Here is a 13,554-nt window from a genome sequence, read left to right as displayed (position 1 = left end):
TATGAGAAGGTGCACCAATTCTTGTCATAAGTAATAGGTTGACTTTTTTTACAATGGGTAAAGTGAAAATCGTTATCCGTGAGTATAAAAGCAGCTGTGTTACTTCATGCTAGCTTTGTAGAGCCTGATGATAGCGAAGGGCGGCCACTTCAACTCCTGTGGGAAATGTTTGACCTGAAGATCCACCTTTTTGAGCGGGTTTTGCTAAAAAAGTTAGCGGAAGGACAAACCCCACGGAAAGGGAAGTGGGCAGCCGGAGTGGTGGTCAAGCAAGCAGTAGCTATTATTCCATAATAGCTACTAGAGGAAGCGTAAATCTGAGCATTTAGTGATAAGGACTGAGCGAATTTTGCTCCGTTTTTCTTATCTACTAGGTTCTGTCGCTATTCCATTGCACTTTAAAAGATTAAGGACAATAAAAATGTCCAAATACAAACGAATGCGAGCAATGCAAAGCTGTATTTAAGAGTCATTTTCATGAGTGTGGCCTCGTTTCCTGTTTCACCTACGGCTGCTGCTGCAATCGCAATGGATTGTGGCGAAACGAGTTTAGCCATGACTCCTCCGGCTGTGTTCGCAGCAACCAGTAGAGATGGGTTAGTACCTAGGATATTTCCCGCTGTTGCCTGGATTGGTGCGAATAGGGTGTTGTTGTTTACAACAGAGCCTGTCATAAATACACCGATCCATCCAAGAATTGGTGACAATAACGGAAATACTTGTCCCGTTTTAGCCACTGTTTCACCAAGCGCCGTTGTCATTCCTGCATAGGTCATGAGTTTGGCAATTCCTAGTATGGCGCAGATCATGACGATAGGAATACTAAATTCAACCACGGTTTTTCCCAGAAGCTTGCAGCTTTTTTTGAAGTGGATGGCTTTCGTAGTGATCACCGTCGTCAAGGCAGATAATAAGATTGCTGTCCCTGTGGCCCCGAGCAAATCGACAGTTATTGGTATGGTTGAACCTGGTATAAGTCCCTTCACAACTGAAAATTCTAGTATACCCCCCTCTGCAAATAGTCCTTGAAATACAGGGAGGCTCCAAATCATGATAAAAAAGGTCAACAGATAAAAGGGGGACCATGCTTTTACCACTTCTCCAATGGAATAGGTTTCTCTCTTATTTTTATAATCATCAAGCAAAAAGATGTTCTTCGGCTGCCACTTCTTCAAGAACAGTGCTAATACCCCCATCGTTAAGAGAGAAGGAATAATATCCGCAAGTTCTGGACCGATGGTGATCGTGATGACTGCCTGTGACACAGTATAGGTCGCTGCCGTCACTAAAATAGCAGGGAATATTTCCTTGATTCCCTTCCATCCATCCATGAGCCAAATAAGTAAGAATGGAATCGTAAAGTTAATGATTGGTAGGGTAAGGGCTGTCATCACGGAAACCTTCATGGATGTCACATTCTCCAGTGCAAATGTATCAATAATTCCAACAGGAATTCCAATGGCACCGAAAGCACCGGAAGCACCGTTTGCAATTAGACACAGCATGGCTGCCTGCAAAGGTTTAAATCCCAGGGAAACCAAGAGCACAGCACAGATGGCAATTGGTACACCAAAGCCTGCAGCACCTTCCAGGAAGGCATTAAAGCAGAACCCAATTAATAAAAGCTGTAGACGTTGATCATGTGAAATCCCAGCGATACTTCCTCGTAAAACATCAAATTTTCCGGATATAACGGCAATTTTATATAACCATACTGCCATTATAATGATATAGCCAATCGGCCATATTCCGATTATGGTACCTTGTACGACACTGCCCACCGATTCCTCAATAGGAAGCTTAAAGACAAACAGTGCGATTATGAACGTTACACCAAGATTCAATATAGCTGCATGTATGCCCTTCATTTTAAAAATAGTCAGGCTCAAGAGAAATAACAAAACGGGAATGGCTGCAACCATCGCTGTGATTCCTAAATGACCGAACGGATTAACACTTTCAACTAACATACAAATGACTCCCTTTTAGTAAGAATGATTGGATGATGAGCTTGCCCTATTACCCTATCTTCTGTTGAAAGTCTTGCAATAGTTGTACAGAGATCGCAAATTTTTCTTGTTCTCTTTCATCCAGCGAGAGCTCAATCACATTTCTAACCCCTTTTCGGTCAACAACCGCTGGAACGCCGATATATACATCATTGACACCATACTCTCCTTCGAGTAGCGTACCAACTGGTAAAACCACCTGCTCATTCCGCAGGATCGCCTTCGTGATCCTCGCTAATGCCATTGCAATTCCGTAATAGGTCGCACCTTTCATTTCAATAATTTGATAAGCAGCATCCTTAACCTGTTGGGTGATCACTTCTTTTCTTTCATGGGATATCTTGGTAGTGATTTGTGTGCCTGAAATATTAGCAGAGCTCCAAACCGGAAGCTGTGAATCACCATGTTCACCGATAATATACCCATGAACACTTATAGGAGCGATCCCAAATTCTCTTCCTAACAGGCTTCGAAATCTTGCTGTATCCAAGACCGTTCCTGAACCTATGACCCTCTCTTTTGAAAGGCCTGAGAATTTCCATGTAGCATAAGCCAGTATATCAACCGGATTCGTTGCTACGATGAAAATACCATCAAAACCGGATTTCATAATCTCATCCACTATTGACTTGAAGATATTTACATTTTTTTGCACCAGCTCTAGTCTTGTCTCTCCGGGATTCTGTGCTGAGCCAGCACAAATAACCACAATCGCCGCATCTTTACAATCTTTAAAAGTCCCATACCGGATCGTCATGGGACTAGGTGCATATACAATCCCATGATCCAAATCCATTACATCTCCCTGAGCCTTTTTCTTATTTATATCCACTAGTATGATATCGTCACTCAATCCCTGATTTATCAATGAATACGCGTAACTGGACCCAACCGCTCCTGTACCTATTAGCACCACTTTACTACTTAAAATTCCACTCATATTCATTACCTCCCGACATTTTCATTTGTGTATTATCCCCAGCATAGATTCATGAATACATTTGTGATTTTTTCACAATATGATGTATGTTAATTCATTGGTGTAATATATAGTGAAGAGTTACATACTGCTTTTTTGTGATTTAGTTAATTCTCATCTCTATCCTTTAATAGCGTCATAAAACAGCTAACTTTTGTTTTTCTCATAAAAAAAGATACAATAGCTCTGAAAGGAGTTTATGTATGCGTACGAACTATGAATTATCAGACAAAATGACAGAACTATTGAATAGCTATAACAGGAATAGCAACGCATTTCAGGAATTAATTGGTGAGGGTGGTTATATGCCGCCGAATCAAGAATTATTAATAGATGCCATCTCAGCGCTCAGCATGGGGAAAAACATTCTGTTAAAGGGTCCAACTGGTGCTGGAAAAACCAAATTTGCTGAAACACTTTCTATGCTATTTCAACAACCGATGTTTAGTGTCAATTGCTCCGTTGATTTAGACGCTGAAAGCCTGTTAGGCTTTAAAACACTTGCAAATAAAGATGATCAGCAGGTTATCGAATTTGTTTCAGGACCTGTCATTAATGCGATGCAACATGGCACATTTTTATATATTGATGAAATTAACATGGCAAAACCGGAAACATTGCCTTTAATAAACGGAGTCTTGGATTATCGTCGAACGATAACGAATCCATTTACAAATGAACTGGTGTCTGCCAATAAAGGGTTTAATGTAATTGCTGCCATTAATGAAGGGTATGTTGGTACCGTTCCGCTCAATGAGGCATTAAAAAACCGTTTTGTTGTGATTGAAATACCTTATATCGAAGGTGAGCAACTAAAGCAACTGATTCAAGAGAATACGCAACTTAATGATGAGCATACCATTGACTTATTTGTTACGTTGTCAGCTGACCTCATTCAAGCCGTAGTTCAAGGGAAAATAGCTGAAGATGCAGCGTCTATTCGTGCTTTACTAGATGCATGTGACTTAAGTGTCCTTATTCCTGCGGAACGAGCGATTCAACGAGCCATTGTTGATAAACTGGAAGAAGATAGGGAGAGGGAGTTTGTCTTGAATCTGGCGGCAACCTTATTCTAGTTAGGAGATTATACGATGTATCGTTTTCATGATTCTAAAGTAGATACTAATTTATTTCGGCAATTGCAGGATCTGACTACGGTTTTATCCAGTAATCCCGAGCTATTATTCGAGTATAGTTTTGGTTCTTATATTGATTTATTAGATGGGAAGGTAACCGCAAGCAGAACCTGGGATACTACCAGTCCGAATGTAAAAGTGGCTGGCTTGAAATCGGATGTTTTTTTACGAACAATTGGATCGTTTCGTTATTCTGATATACAGGCTATGAAGGAATTTTTACACACCGTAAATGAATCTTCGTTGCCAAAATTCGCTTCTCAACTATTTGCATTATTTGAAGATATTCGATTAGAGGAGAAAATAAAGCAAGAACGCCCGGGGACAAAGCATGTATTTACTGTTCGGAAAAATTACTATAAACATAAATTTGAAAATGAACGTGCTGCACATGTTACAAGGGGCCTAGCATTAGATGAATTATTTTGCTTGATTTATTTAACTTTACAATCGAATAGCCCAGACCCTAATTTTCCGAGAGCTTCACAATCACAGCTTGAGCAATTAAATAAGGTCAAGCCACTTATTTATTCTGTATATGAAGCTAGAAGTACACAAGCTGTTTCAGGGATTGTCGAGCAAATTGTTTCCCGTCTTCATGAAGGATACGTAGATACAATTCATGATTATTTTGTATTTCCCATTCATCATATTGATAAATATACTAAAAACACATTATTTGATGAGTTAACAAGGACGGATGAGCTTGCAAATGAGGATAGCGAAGAATTGGACGAAGAGAAAAATGAATATATGGATGAACAGTTTTCCACCTGGCATCGGGAAAATGAGAATAGTGATCGACAGCAGACCTTTCTGCAATTTGAATTAGAAGTTGGTACTAAAACGAATATCATGGGCAATGGTGCCAGAGAAACAGAAGATGGTGATCAAGCAATGGGAACGATTCAAGGGTCATCAGGACAAACTAAAAATAAGGATTACTCAGATTTAGACACTTTGGATAAACAAGAAATAAAGCCAGGAAGCGGCAGAGATGCAATATATGGGGAAGCAAATAAGAATGCGGTAAAATGTGTCAAACAATCAAGCCCTCCTTCCCAAGCGGATATTAATGTATATCTTGATTTTGTGAAAGATATTGAAAACTATAAGCGCAAGCTATCGACGATTATAACAAAAACACTGGAACATAAGAAGAATGCAGCAAGAAAGGATTTAATGATTGGCAGATTGTCTAAAAAATTATTGCCGATGGTGCTTGATGAGAAGCCACGAATATTCTATAAGAAGAATCAAGAATCGAAGGAATTAGATGCCGCTTTTACATTGCTAGTAGATTGTTCTGCCTCGATGCATGGAAAGATGGAAGAAACAAAGCGAGGAATTGTACTATTTCATGAAGTGCTTAAATCCTTTCAAATCCCACATTCTATCATGGGATTCTGGGAAGATGCTATGGAGGTAACGGATCATTACCAGCCTAATTATCTTCATATCATTCACTCCTTTTCCGATTCCTTATACCAAAATAATGGACCAAAAATTATGCAGCTCGAGCCTCAAGAAGATAATCGTGATGGATTTAGTATTCGAGTAGCAGCAGAGCAATTAGAGGCCCGCCGTGAAAAACATAAATTTTTACTAGTATTCTCTGATGGGGAACCAGCAGCAGCTAATTATAATCAAAATGGCATTGTCGATACAAATCTTGCAGTTCTGGAGGCGCGAAAAAAAGGAATGGAAGTCATTGGTACTTTTCTCGCTGATGGTGAAGTAGATGAGTTGGCAGATAAGCTAATGCAGAATATTTATGGTAAGCATCGTATTCTCGTTCCAAGCGTTTCCGAACTTCCTGATCACTTTGCACCACTTCTAAAAAAATTATTATTAAAAGTAATATAAAAAAACAGATCCATTTTGTTATGAAAGCACCCTTAAATAGAACTTAGTTTTGTAGGCAAGCTTCTAGGTTAACTTATTAATTTATCTCCTGTATAGTATCACAGGGGTATGAGCTAAAGGCTTTTGAACCAATCGGACATGTACTGGCAGTCGATCCCCCAATATTGATAAGTGGGAGGGTTACTACCGGTTATATGTGAGATAAACGTGTATGATGTTTACAAATTGAAGAAAGTGAAGTGGGAACATGGACCTCCATATACGTGAGGTATCGACTGAAAACTGGCAAACGATTGCTTGTCTTTCGGTAAAGAAAAATCAGCAGGACTACATTGAGAGTAATGCGCTCTCCATTGTTCAATCGATGTTTGAATCGGAATGGCAATCTGTAGGATTATATGATGGAGAAATAGCAATTGGCTATGCTATGTATGGTCAAGTAAAACGAGAAGGTGACGTTTGGCTAGATCGTTTTATGATCGATGCGAAGTACCAGGGACTTGGTTATGCATCAAAGATTTTGCCAATCCTTCTCAAGCATATTGAAGAACTATATGATACAGAAATGATTTATCTAAGTGTCACACGAGATAATACAAAGGCACAGGCCTTATATGAGCGGTTGGGTTTCCGGTTTAATGGAGAAGAGGATCATTCAGGTATTGTCTCTGGATTGGTAATGGTACGAGATACAAGTACCATTTAATAACTATTGATGGAGAAGCGGCTTATCAACGTCGCTTCTTTTATTATAGTCTATAAAGAATGAACCTCTTATTGACATTTGGGTAGAGTTAGCACAAAATAATTGTATACAATTATACAAAATCACAAGTGGTGGATAGGAAGGGTGTGAAGTAAAATGCGTCTTGGAACGAAGGATTATGTATATGAGGAGATAAAAAACAAAATTATTTGTGGGCAAATGGAGCCTAATCAGGACGTTATTGAGGAAAGTCTTGCTAAGGAATTAGAAGTTAGCAGAACACCTCTACGTGCCGCATTACAACAATTGGAATTTGAAGAATTATTGGTAAGAAAACAGAATGGCAGATTAAAGGTTGCGCCACTTTCTATCACAGAGGCAAGGGAAATTTTTGAGATTCGCAGTATATTAGAAGGTAAAATCGCTAGAGATGCGACAAAACATGCTACAGAAAAAGATATTTACCATTTAAAGAATATAACGCTACTGATAAATAAGGCTAAAAAGCAGGGATTGGAAGATGATCATATTCAATACGGTATGGAGTTCCATTCTTACTTATATGAGCTAAGTGGAAATAAAACGGCAAAGAAAATTCTACTTACACTAAATAATCATATAAATCGTTATCGAAGGTTAGGCCTAATACAAACAACAGATTCAACGGAAAATCAGCTAGATGATCATGCTTTAATATTAGACCATATGATAAAAGGCGATGCGCATCAAGCGGAACTTATTTCACAGCAGCATGTTATGAAAAGTCTAGATACTGCTATTAAAAAGATGGAGGAGTTATATTAACTTATGCTTCCATCTAAAAATAATTGTATACAATTATACAAAACGTAAGATAGTGAAAGGAGAGAGAATATGGATTGGAAGCGAGATACGAAACTAATTCATGAGAACTTAAAGCCAGATGCTAAGACAGGGATGATCACACAATGTATTACACCTGCTGTAGCTTATGCTTTTCCAGATGCAGAAACAGCTTCAGATGTAGTTTCAGGAGAACGGGAAGGAATCTATTATGGGCGGTATGGTAATCCAACTGTACAGACCTTGGAAAAGAAAGTAGCGGCTTTAGAAGGTGGGGAAGCCTGTTTAGGCTTAGCTAGTGGAATGGCGGCAATTTCCACAGCATTATTAACCTTTTTAAAAAATGGTGATCATGTAATAGTAACAAAGGATGTTTATGGAGGTACGTTTAGTTTCTTACACTCTCTTGCCCCACGCTTTGGAATTGATGTTAGTTTTGTAGATTGTACGAAGCTATCTTCTATAAAGCGTGCTTTAAGGGATAATACGAAAGCTGTTTATATTGAAACTCCGTCGAATCCGAGACTCACAGTGCTTGATATAAAAGCAATTGCTAATTTATGTAAGCGTTATAATATTCCTTTAATTATTGATAATACATTTATGAGCCCGTATCTACAGAATCCGTTACAATTAGGTGCCGATGTTGTCATTCATAGTGCAACGAAGTATATGAACGGACACGGAGATGTATTAGCTGGTTTGATTATTAGTAATGCATCCACTATTCAATTCATGCGAAAGAGAATTGCAGGTGATCTTGGTCAACAATTAAATGCTTGGGATGGATTCCTGATAATTCGAGGAATAAAAACAATGGCGTTACGTATGAATAAGCACTGTGAAAATGCTCAAAAAATAGCGGAGTATTTAGAAACGCATGAAATGATTGATACAGTTCACTATCCAGGTCTATCTTCGCACCCTCAACATCAATTAGCAATTCAACAAATGCGTGGGATGGGAGGAATTGTATCATTTGAAGTAAAAGGAGGGTGCCCAGCAGGAAAAATGTTTATAAACCATCTTAAATTAGCTATGATATCTTTTAGCTTGGGCGACCCGGAAACATTGGTTCAGCATCCTGCTTCGATGACACATGCGTCAATTCCACCTGAAGAACGTTTGAAGTACGGGATTACAGATGGTCTAATCCGCCTATCAGCAGGTTTAGAAGACAGTGAAGACATTATTCATGATATACGACAAGCATTGAATAGAGTACAATCAAGTATAAAAATAGTAAATTAATGAAGGTATATGCGCTTGCTCCTTATGTAAGGACGAGCGCATTTTTTCGCCAAAGCTTATTTTGCTATCTCTTTTGGCCATTCTATCATTGATTATAAGCGTAGCATTTTGACTTCATATGTTGTAGGATCTTGTCAATTTTTACAAAAACAATAGATTTTTATCCGATTCTACGATAAAATTAAGGCAATATTTGTAATTCTGATAATTGAAATATAGAAGAGGGATGTAGCAGATGACTTATTATAGCAACATGGGTAAATTTCTGTTTTCCATAGAAGATCATTTATTTCGAGTAAAGAAAGCAGAGAAAATAAAAAATCTGTGGAAAATGAATTTCTTACTTCTTTTATGTACTGTCATCTTATACGGTTGGATGGCCTACGTAGGCATAGGAACAAATCTTCTTTCGTCAGGAGCTATGGAGCTAAAGCCATTAATCTATGAGCAACAAAAATTTTGGTTTCTGGTAGGAAGGGTAGCCTTTGCAGTTTTATTTACAGCGTTAGTGTTGTTTATACCTTCATTGATTTTCTATGTTATTACAGGAGTACCTTATCGGAAACTATTAATCATGCAACAGGTTGTCTTATTGGTAGTTTTAATTGAAAGACTAATATGGATTCCGTTAGCAGTTTTTAATGGGCTAGATTGGTATGTATCTCCTTTATCTCTAGGGATTATTGCATCATACCTTTTCGACAATACGCTGTTTATTTATTTTTTCGGAGCCATTTCATTATTTCAGCTCTGGATCATTTATTTTCAAGTCAAATACATAGGTTATTTATCAGATATAAAGAAAAAGTGGCTTTGGCTTATTGTAATAGGGTTACATATGTGTTATTGGATTCTTGCTGCATTGATAGCATATACTGATCGATACATCTTGAATGGGTGGTTTGGATAATGCAAAAGGCTAAAAAACGTTTTCTGCAAGTCGCTATTGTATTATTTATTGGTGTTAATTTTGTATTGGTTTATATCGATGATGAAAAAAAAGTAGATCGAATTGCTTATATCTCTGACTGGTCTCAGGTTAATCAGATGGATATGGAAGAAAAGTTGCATACTTCTGGGGTGTTAGCTGCTACGGAAGCGAACCACGTGTACTTTGATCCTCAAACAGGAAGCTTTAATGAATTCCTGGTAAAAGAGGGGAGCCAAGTTAGTGCGGGAGATGCACTTTTTTCTTATACGGTAGACAATTATTATGAAGCGGAGTCGAATCTCATTCAAGAAGCAGATCAGGTAGAGGGTGAAATTGCTGCTATTCAACAGGCGATTACACAAATGAGAGCTTATCAGATTCCGCAAACAAATACAGAAGCATCCCCATCATTAGAAATAACATCGGAGGAAATGCGTGTAGAGTTTCCACAAGATCCGATCCAAGCCAATTTGGTTAAAGAGCAATATATTGTAGAAAAGGAAAAAGAATTGGCACAAAAAAATGCTGCGTTAACAAGTATTAACAATCAATTACAAGAGCTTCAAACGACGGGTGATACGATTACGGTGGAAAGTCCATATGAAGGTAGAGTTGCATCGGTATCTTCCTCATTGCAAGATCCAATTATAACGATTGAAAGTGCATCTCTACATGCTGAGGGGGAGTTGACGGAACAAGAGCGTACGCTTGTACAAGCAGGCTTACCCGTTGAGATTAGCATTTCCGAGAAAGATATAAGTCTGGAAGGTACTATTAATCATGTAAGTGATGCTCCAAAAGGGAATGTGACTGTAAAAGATGATAGTATCTACCCTTTTGCTGCAACGTTTGAATTAGATGAGGAAGAGGCAAATATGGAAGGTGCGAAGGAAGAGAAAGAAGAAACAGTAGAAAACCCGGAAGCTGTCGGTTCGTCTGATACAATGGATCAGACGGAAGAAAAGACAACAGATGGTACGGAAGCATCTACCAAAGATAATGAGAATCAGGAAGCGTCGATTGAACAAGCATTATTACCTGGCTATCATGCAGATGTAACAATTATTACGAAATCATCGGAACAGGCAACAGTCTTATATGAAGATATGATCGCTCAAGGTAATGTATGGAAAATGACAAAAGAGGGAAATTTATTGAAGCAGAAAGTAGATACGGGAATTCTTATGAATTCTATGTTAGAGATAACTTCTGGCGTGACTGTTGGAGATGCAGTTGCAGCGGATCCAGAAAGTCAATTTCGGCAGCAGGCAACATTTATAACGCCAATTAAGTGGGACCATAGTTGGAAGCGTATCATTTCTCCTCGCGATACTGCTTGGTACGAGCCCTTTTTGATAGGCTTCTTATCGCGATAGAGGAGTTGTCCTAAAAGACAACTCTCATCCTAAACCAGCCCCCGGAAGGTGGTTCAACTCCTAGGGAGTAAATACGACTCGGTGCGAGGCTTAATGCAGCCGTTCTTCTCGCTGGAGTTTCTCGCGTAATCCAGTTGCTACATCTGTACGAACCTTTTTGGCTGCTTTTTTACATTGATGATGTGAGAATCTTCTCATCATCTGACTGTTGTTGCTTCTGATGGCATATAACATTAATAATGGCACCACTTATTAGAATCATTCCAGTTAGGAAAAACCAAATTAATAAAATGATGATGCCACCAAGACTACCATATGTAGCAGAATAATTCCCAAAATTACTGACATATACGGAAAAGCCTAACGAGATAACCTGCCAAAGAAAGCTAGCTGTTATGGTTCCGGGAATAATATGTTTAAAAGGGAGTCGTTTATTCGGAGCAACACGATATAGAATAAGAATGAATCCTGATAATATAATGAGACTAACAGTCCATCGAAGCACTTGTAATAACAAAGCAGTGGTAGCAGAAAAGAAGAATAAGGAATCTAAAAATTGGAGAATGACATTTCCAAAAATGGGTACGATAATGGCAACAACCAATGCTATAATCATACTTAAGGTGAGGCCGAGTGCAATGATGCGAACAACGAGGAAGTTCCTTGTTTCATTCATTTCATAAGCTTCGTTAGTTGCTTTAATGAAGGCATTCATCCCGGCTGAAGATGACCATATAGCTCCTATTATTCCAATGGTAAGTAGACCACCACGTGGTGTTTCGATAAGTCGAACAATATTTTCTTCGAAGATAGCTGAAAGTTCATTAGGTAGAGCACCTTCAATAAAAGTAATGGCATCATCAGGATGTATATTAAAATATGGAATTAAGGCAAAGCAAACTAAAAATAATGGTACGATAGATAATAAGAAGTAGTAGGCTAAGGCAGCTGCTAACAAGGGAACATTATCACTTTTGAATTTTGCTGTAAATTGCTTGGCAATTGCTTTTATATTTGACATATACGTTCCTCCATATGTAGTTTAATTACCATATACCCATTATTTCCATGATGTAATCGTCAAAGCACAATACGTTTTATTCGCGTATTCAAGTGGTATAATGCATGTATAGGAAGGGGGATGTTCGAATTGGAAGGAATTATATATATAGCTATTCTAATGATTAGTATTGCATTTGCATTAACGGTCGGGTATATTGCCTTAGTATTACATCGTGTGTCTAAAACACTGAGAACGATGGGAAATACATTAGGGGAAGTTGGGCAAGAAATGCAACAAGTAACCCCACAATTAACACATATGTTACAAGAAACGAATGGAATGATGGACGACATAGAAGAAAAAATGAAGGCAACTGATAGTGTGTTTGCAACTGTAGAGAACATGGGTAACTCGATCAATACGATAAATCATGTATTAATGAAAAATAATTCTAAGCTTACAGATGCCGAAATGGAGCAAAAGACAAAACCATATATTGAAGGTATTCGTTGGGCTGAAACAGCATTTTATTTATTTGATAAATGGAAGCGGCATACACCTACCCAGAATAAGCAAGAGGAAGCAGCTGATGTATCAAACAATCATTCAGGGAGAGAGGGATAATCATGTTAACAGGTATTGGAGTATTATTAATTGGGATTGCATGTTTAATAATTGCTATTTTTATTGCACATGTATTAAATAATTTAGCGGGGGTGCTTCATGGTGTCGAGAAAACGGTGAATCAGCTTCCGGATCAAATGAATTCCATTTTTAAGGAAACCACTAATTTAATAGAAGAAAGTAACCATACCTTATCAGATATAAATGAAAAAATGAAACAGTTAAGTCCGTTATTTTATATTGTCGGTGATGTTGGAAATGTAACTCGGAAATTTTCCTCATCCTTGGTTGATGTAACGGAATCGTTAAAGCAAAAAACGGAAGATACGAAGGAAGTAACTAATAAAAATAAAGCTGGTGGTTTATACGGAACATTTGCTCTTGGATACTACTGGTTGCAAAAACGTAGACAGCATAAGAAAGATCAGCATGAAGGAGCACCACTAAATGACGAACATAACGAGTAAAAGCGTCAGTGTAATTACAGCCGGAGCAGCAATTGGCATAGCTGTAGGTTGGTTTGTGAAAAGCAATATGACAAAACAGGGGATAGAGGAAAAGCGTTCTATCTGGGAAACAGCTAAGGAAATAGAGAGAAAAGTATATCAAGATGGTCAAGCTCGTGCAATTAAGATTGATGGCTTGAAAAAGGATATCCAACAAAAGCTGAAGCGTTGATATGTAGAGTAGGAACATCCAGTAAAAATTCTTACTACATATGTTCATATACCTGTAGGAAGGTCAGGCCAAGGGGCTGGGACAAAACCCAGTAAAATAAAAAGTGGTACTCGCCAATAATTTGGTGAGTACCACTTTTTTGAGATTTATGTACGCAAAAGGGATACCTTCTG

The 13,554-nt window shown here is 38.2% G+C and carries 14 protein-coding genes; 11 read left to right on the top strand and 3 right to left on the bottom strand.

Annotated elements, in window-relative coordinates; translation table 11 throughout:
* Nucleotides 1–78 precede the first annotated feature (78 nt).
* Nucleotides 79–294, top strand: a complete 216-nt coding sequence (locus ABDZ84_RS06015) for a hypothetical protein (protein ID WP_343780550.1) — start codon at nt 79–81, stop codon at nt 292–294.
* A gap of 104 nt (nt 295–398) precedes the next feature.
* Here the strand turns inward: ABDZ84_RS06015 and ABDZ84_RS06010 are convergent, their stop codons facing one another.
* Together ABDZ84_RS06010 and ABDZ84_RS06005 are read right to left on the bottom strand one after the other, a co-directional pair.
* The gene (locus tag ABDZ84_RS06010; RefSeq protein ID WP_026682788.1) at nt 399–1,970 is read right to left on the bottom strand and encodes an L-lactate permease; all 1,572 of its coding nucleotides are present in this window, start codon (nt 1,968–1,970) and stop codon (nt 399–401) included.
* Between the two features lie 49 nt (nt 1,971–2,019).
* The gene (locus tag ABDZ84_RS06005; RefSeq protein ID WP_026682789.1) at nt 2,020–2,949 is read right to left on the bottom strand and encodes an L-lactate dehydrogenase; all 930 of its coding nucleotides are present in this window, start codon (nt 2,947–2,949) and stop codon (nt 2,020–2,022) included.
* 242 nt (nt 2,950–3,191) lie between these two features.
* On the opposite strand from ABDZ84_RS06005, the gene ABDZ84_RS06000 reads away from it, so the two are divergent.
* The 7 genes from ABDZ84_RS06000 (at nt 3,192) to ABDZ84_RS05970 (ending at nt 11,076) form a co-directional block, all read left to right on the top strand.
* Nucleotides 3,192–4,064, top strand: a complete 873-nt coding sequence (locus ABDZ84_RS06000) for an ATP-binding protein (RefSeq protein WP_026682790.1) — start codon at nt 3,192–3,194, stop codon at nt 4,062–4,064.
* A 15-nt stretch (nt 4,065–4,079) separates the two neighbouring features.
* Nucleotides 4,080–5,990, top strand: coding sequence for a vWA domain-containing protein (locus tag ABDZ84_RS05995; protein WP_121604315.1), 1,911 nt, complete (start codon nt 4,080–4,082; stop codon nt 5,988–5,990).
* Between the two features lie 247 nt (nt 5,991–6,237).
* On the top strand, nt 6,238–6,696 hold the full coding sequence (locus ABDZ84_RS05990; RefSeq protein ID WP_026682791.1) for a GNAT family N-acetyltransferase: 459 nt from the start codon (nt 6,238–6,240) through the stop codon (nt 6,694–6,696).
* Between the two features lie 156 nt (nt 6,697–6,852).
* Nucleotides 6,853–7,500 carry a GntR family transcriptional regulator gene (locus ABDZ84_RS05985; RefSeq protein WP_026682792.1) on the top strand — a complete coding sequence of 216 codons (648 nt, stop codon included), beginning with the start codon at nt 6,853–6,855 and terminating at the stop codon, nt 7,498–7,500.
* Between the two features lie 69 nt (nt 7,501–7,569).
* Entirely contained in the window at nt 7,570–8,769 is a 1,200-nt protein-coding gene (locus ABDZ84_RS05980; RefSeq protein ID WP_121604316.1) for a trans-sulfuration enzyme family protein, read from the top strand.
* Nucleotides 8,770–9,004: 235 nt separating this feature from the next.
* The gene (locus ABDZ84_RS05975; protein ID WP_026682793.1) at nt 9,005–9,679 is read left to right on the top strand and encodes a hypothetical protein; all 675 of its coding nucleotides are present in this window, start codon (nt 9,005–9,007) and stop codon (nt 9,677–9,679) included.
* Nucleotides 9,679–11,076 carry an efflux RND transporter periplasmic adaptor subunit gene (locus tag ABDZ84_RS05970; RefSeq protein WP_051388450.1) on the top strand — a complete coding sequence of 466 codons (1,398 nt, stop codon included), beginning with the start codon at nt 9,679–9,681 and terminating at the stop codon, nt 11,074–11,076. Before ABDZ84_RS05975 ends, ABDZ84_RS05970 begins: the two co-directional genes overlap by 1 nt.
* Before the next feature lie 169 nt (nt 11,077–11,245).
* Here the strand turns inward: ABDZ84_RS05970 and ABDZ84_RS05965 are convergent, their stop codons facing one another.
* Complete coding sequence (locus ABDZ84_RS05965; protein ID WP_121604317.1) at nt 11,246–12,097, bottom strand: YihY/virulence factor BrkB family protein; 852 nt, start codon at nt 12,095–12,097, stop codon at nt 11,246–11,248.
* 129 nt (nt 12,098–12,226) lie between these two features.
* On the opposite strand from ABDZ84_RS05965, the gene ABDZ84_RS05960 reads away from it, so the two are divergent.
* Genes ABDZ84_RS05960 through ABDZ84_RS05950 form a run of 3 tightly spaced genes read left to right on the top strand, consistent with a single transcriptional unit; the run spans nt 12,227 to nt 13,381 of the window.
* Nucleotides 12,227–12,703: a DUF948 domain-containing protein gene (locus tag ABDZ84_RS05960; protein ID WP_051388451.1), complete on the top strand. Its 477-nt coding sequence runs from the start codon at nt 12,227–12,229 to the stop codon at nt 12,701–12,703.
* A 2-nt stretch (nt 12,704–12,705) separates the two neighbouring features.
* Nucleotides 12,706–13,170: a DUF948 domain-containing protein gene (locus ABDZ84_RS05955; RefSeq protein ID WP_246484927.1), complete on the top strand. Its 465-nt coding sequence runs from the start codon at nt 12,706–12,708 to the stop codon at nt 13,168–13,170.
* Nucleotides 13,151–13,381, top strand: a complete 231-nt coding sequence (locus ABDZ84_RS05950; protein ID WP_026682796.1) for a hypothetical protein — start codon at nt 13,151–13,153, stop codon at nt 13,379–13,381. The genes ABDZ84_RS05955 and ABDZ84_RS05950 overlap by 20 nt, the downstream gene beginning before the upstream one ends.
* The last annotated feature ends 173 nt before the right edge of the window (nt 13,382–13,554 follow it).

Source organism: Virgibacillus salarius, assembly GCF_039521925.1.
Taxonomy (GTDB): Bacteria; Bacillota; Bacilli; order Bacillales; family Amphibacillaceae; genus Virgibacillus; species Virgibacillus salarius.
Note: the sequence above shows the minus strand (reverse complement) of the source record. Positions and strands in the feature narration are given on the sequence as shown.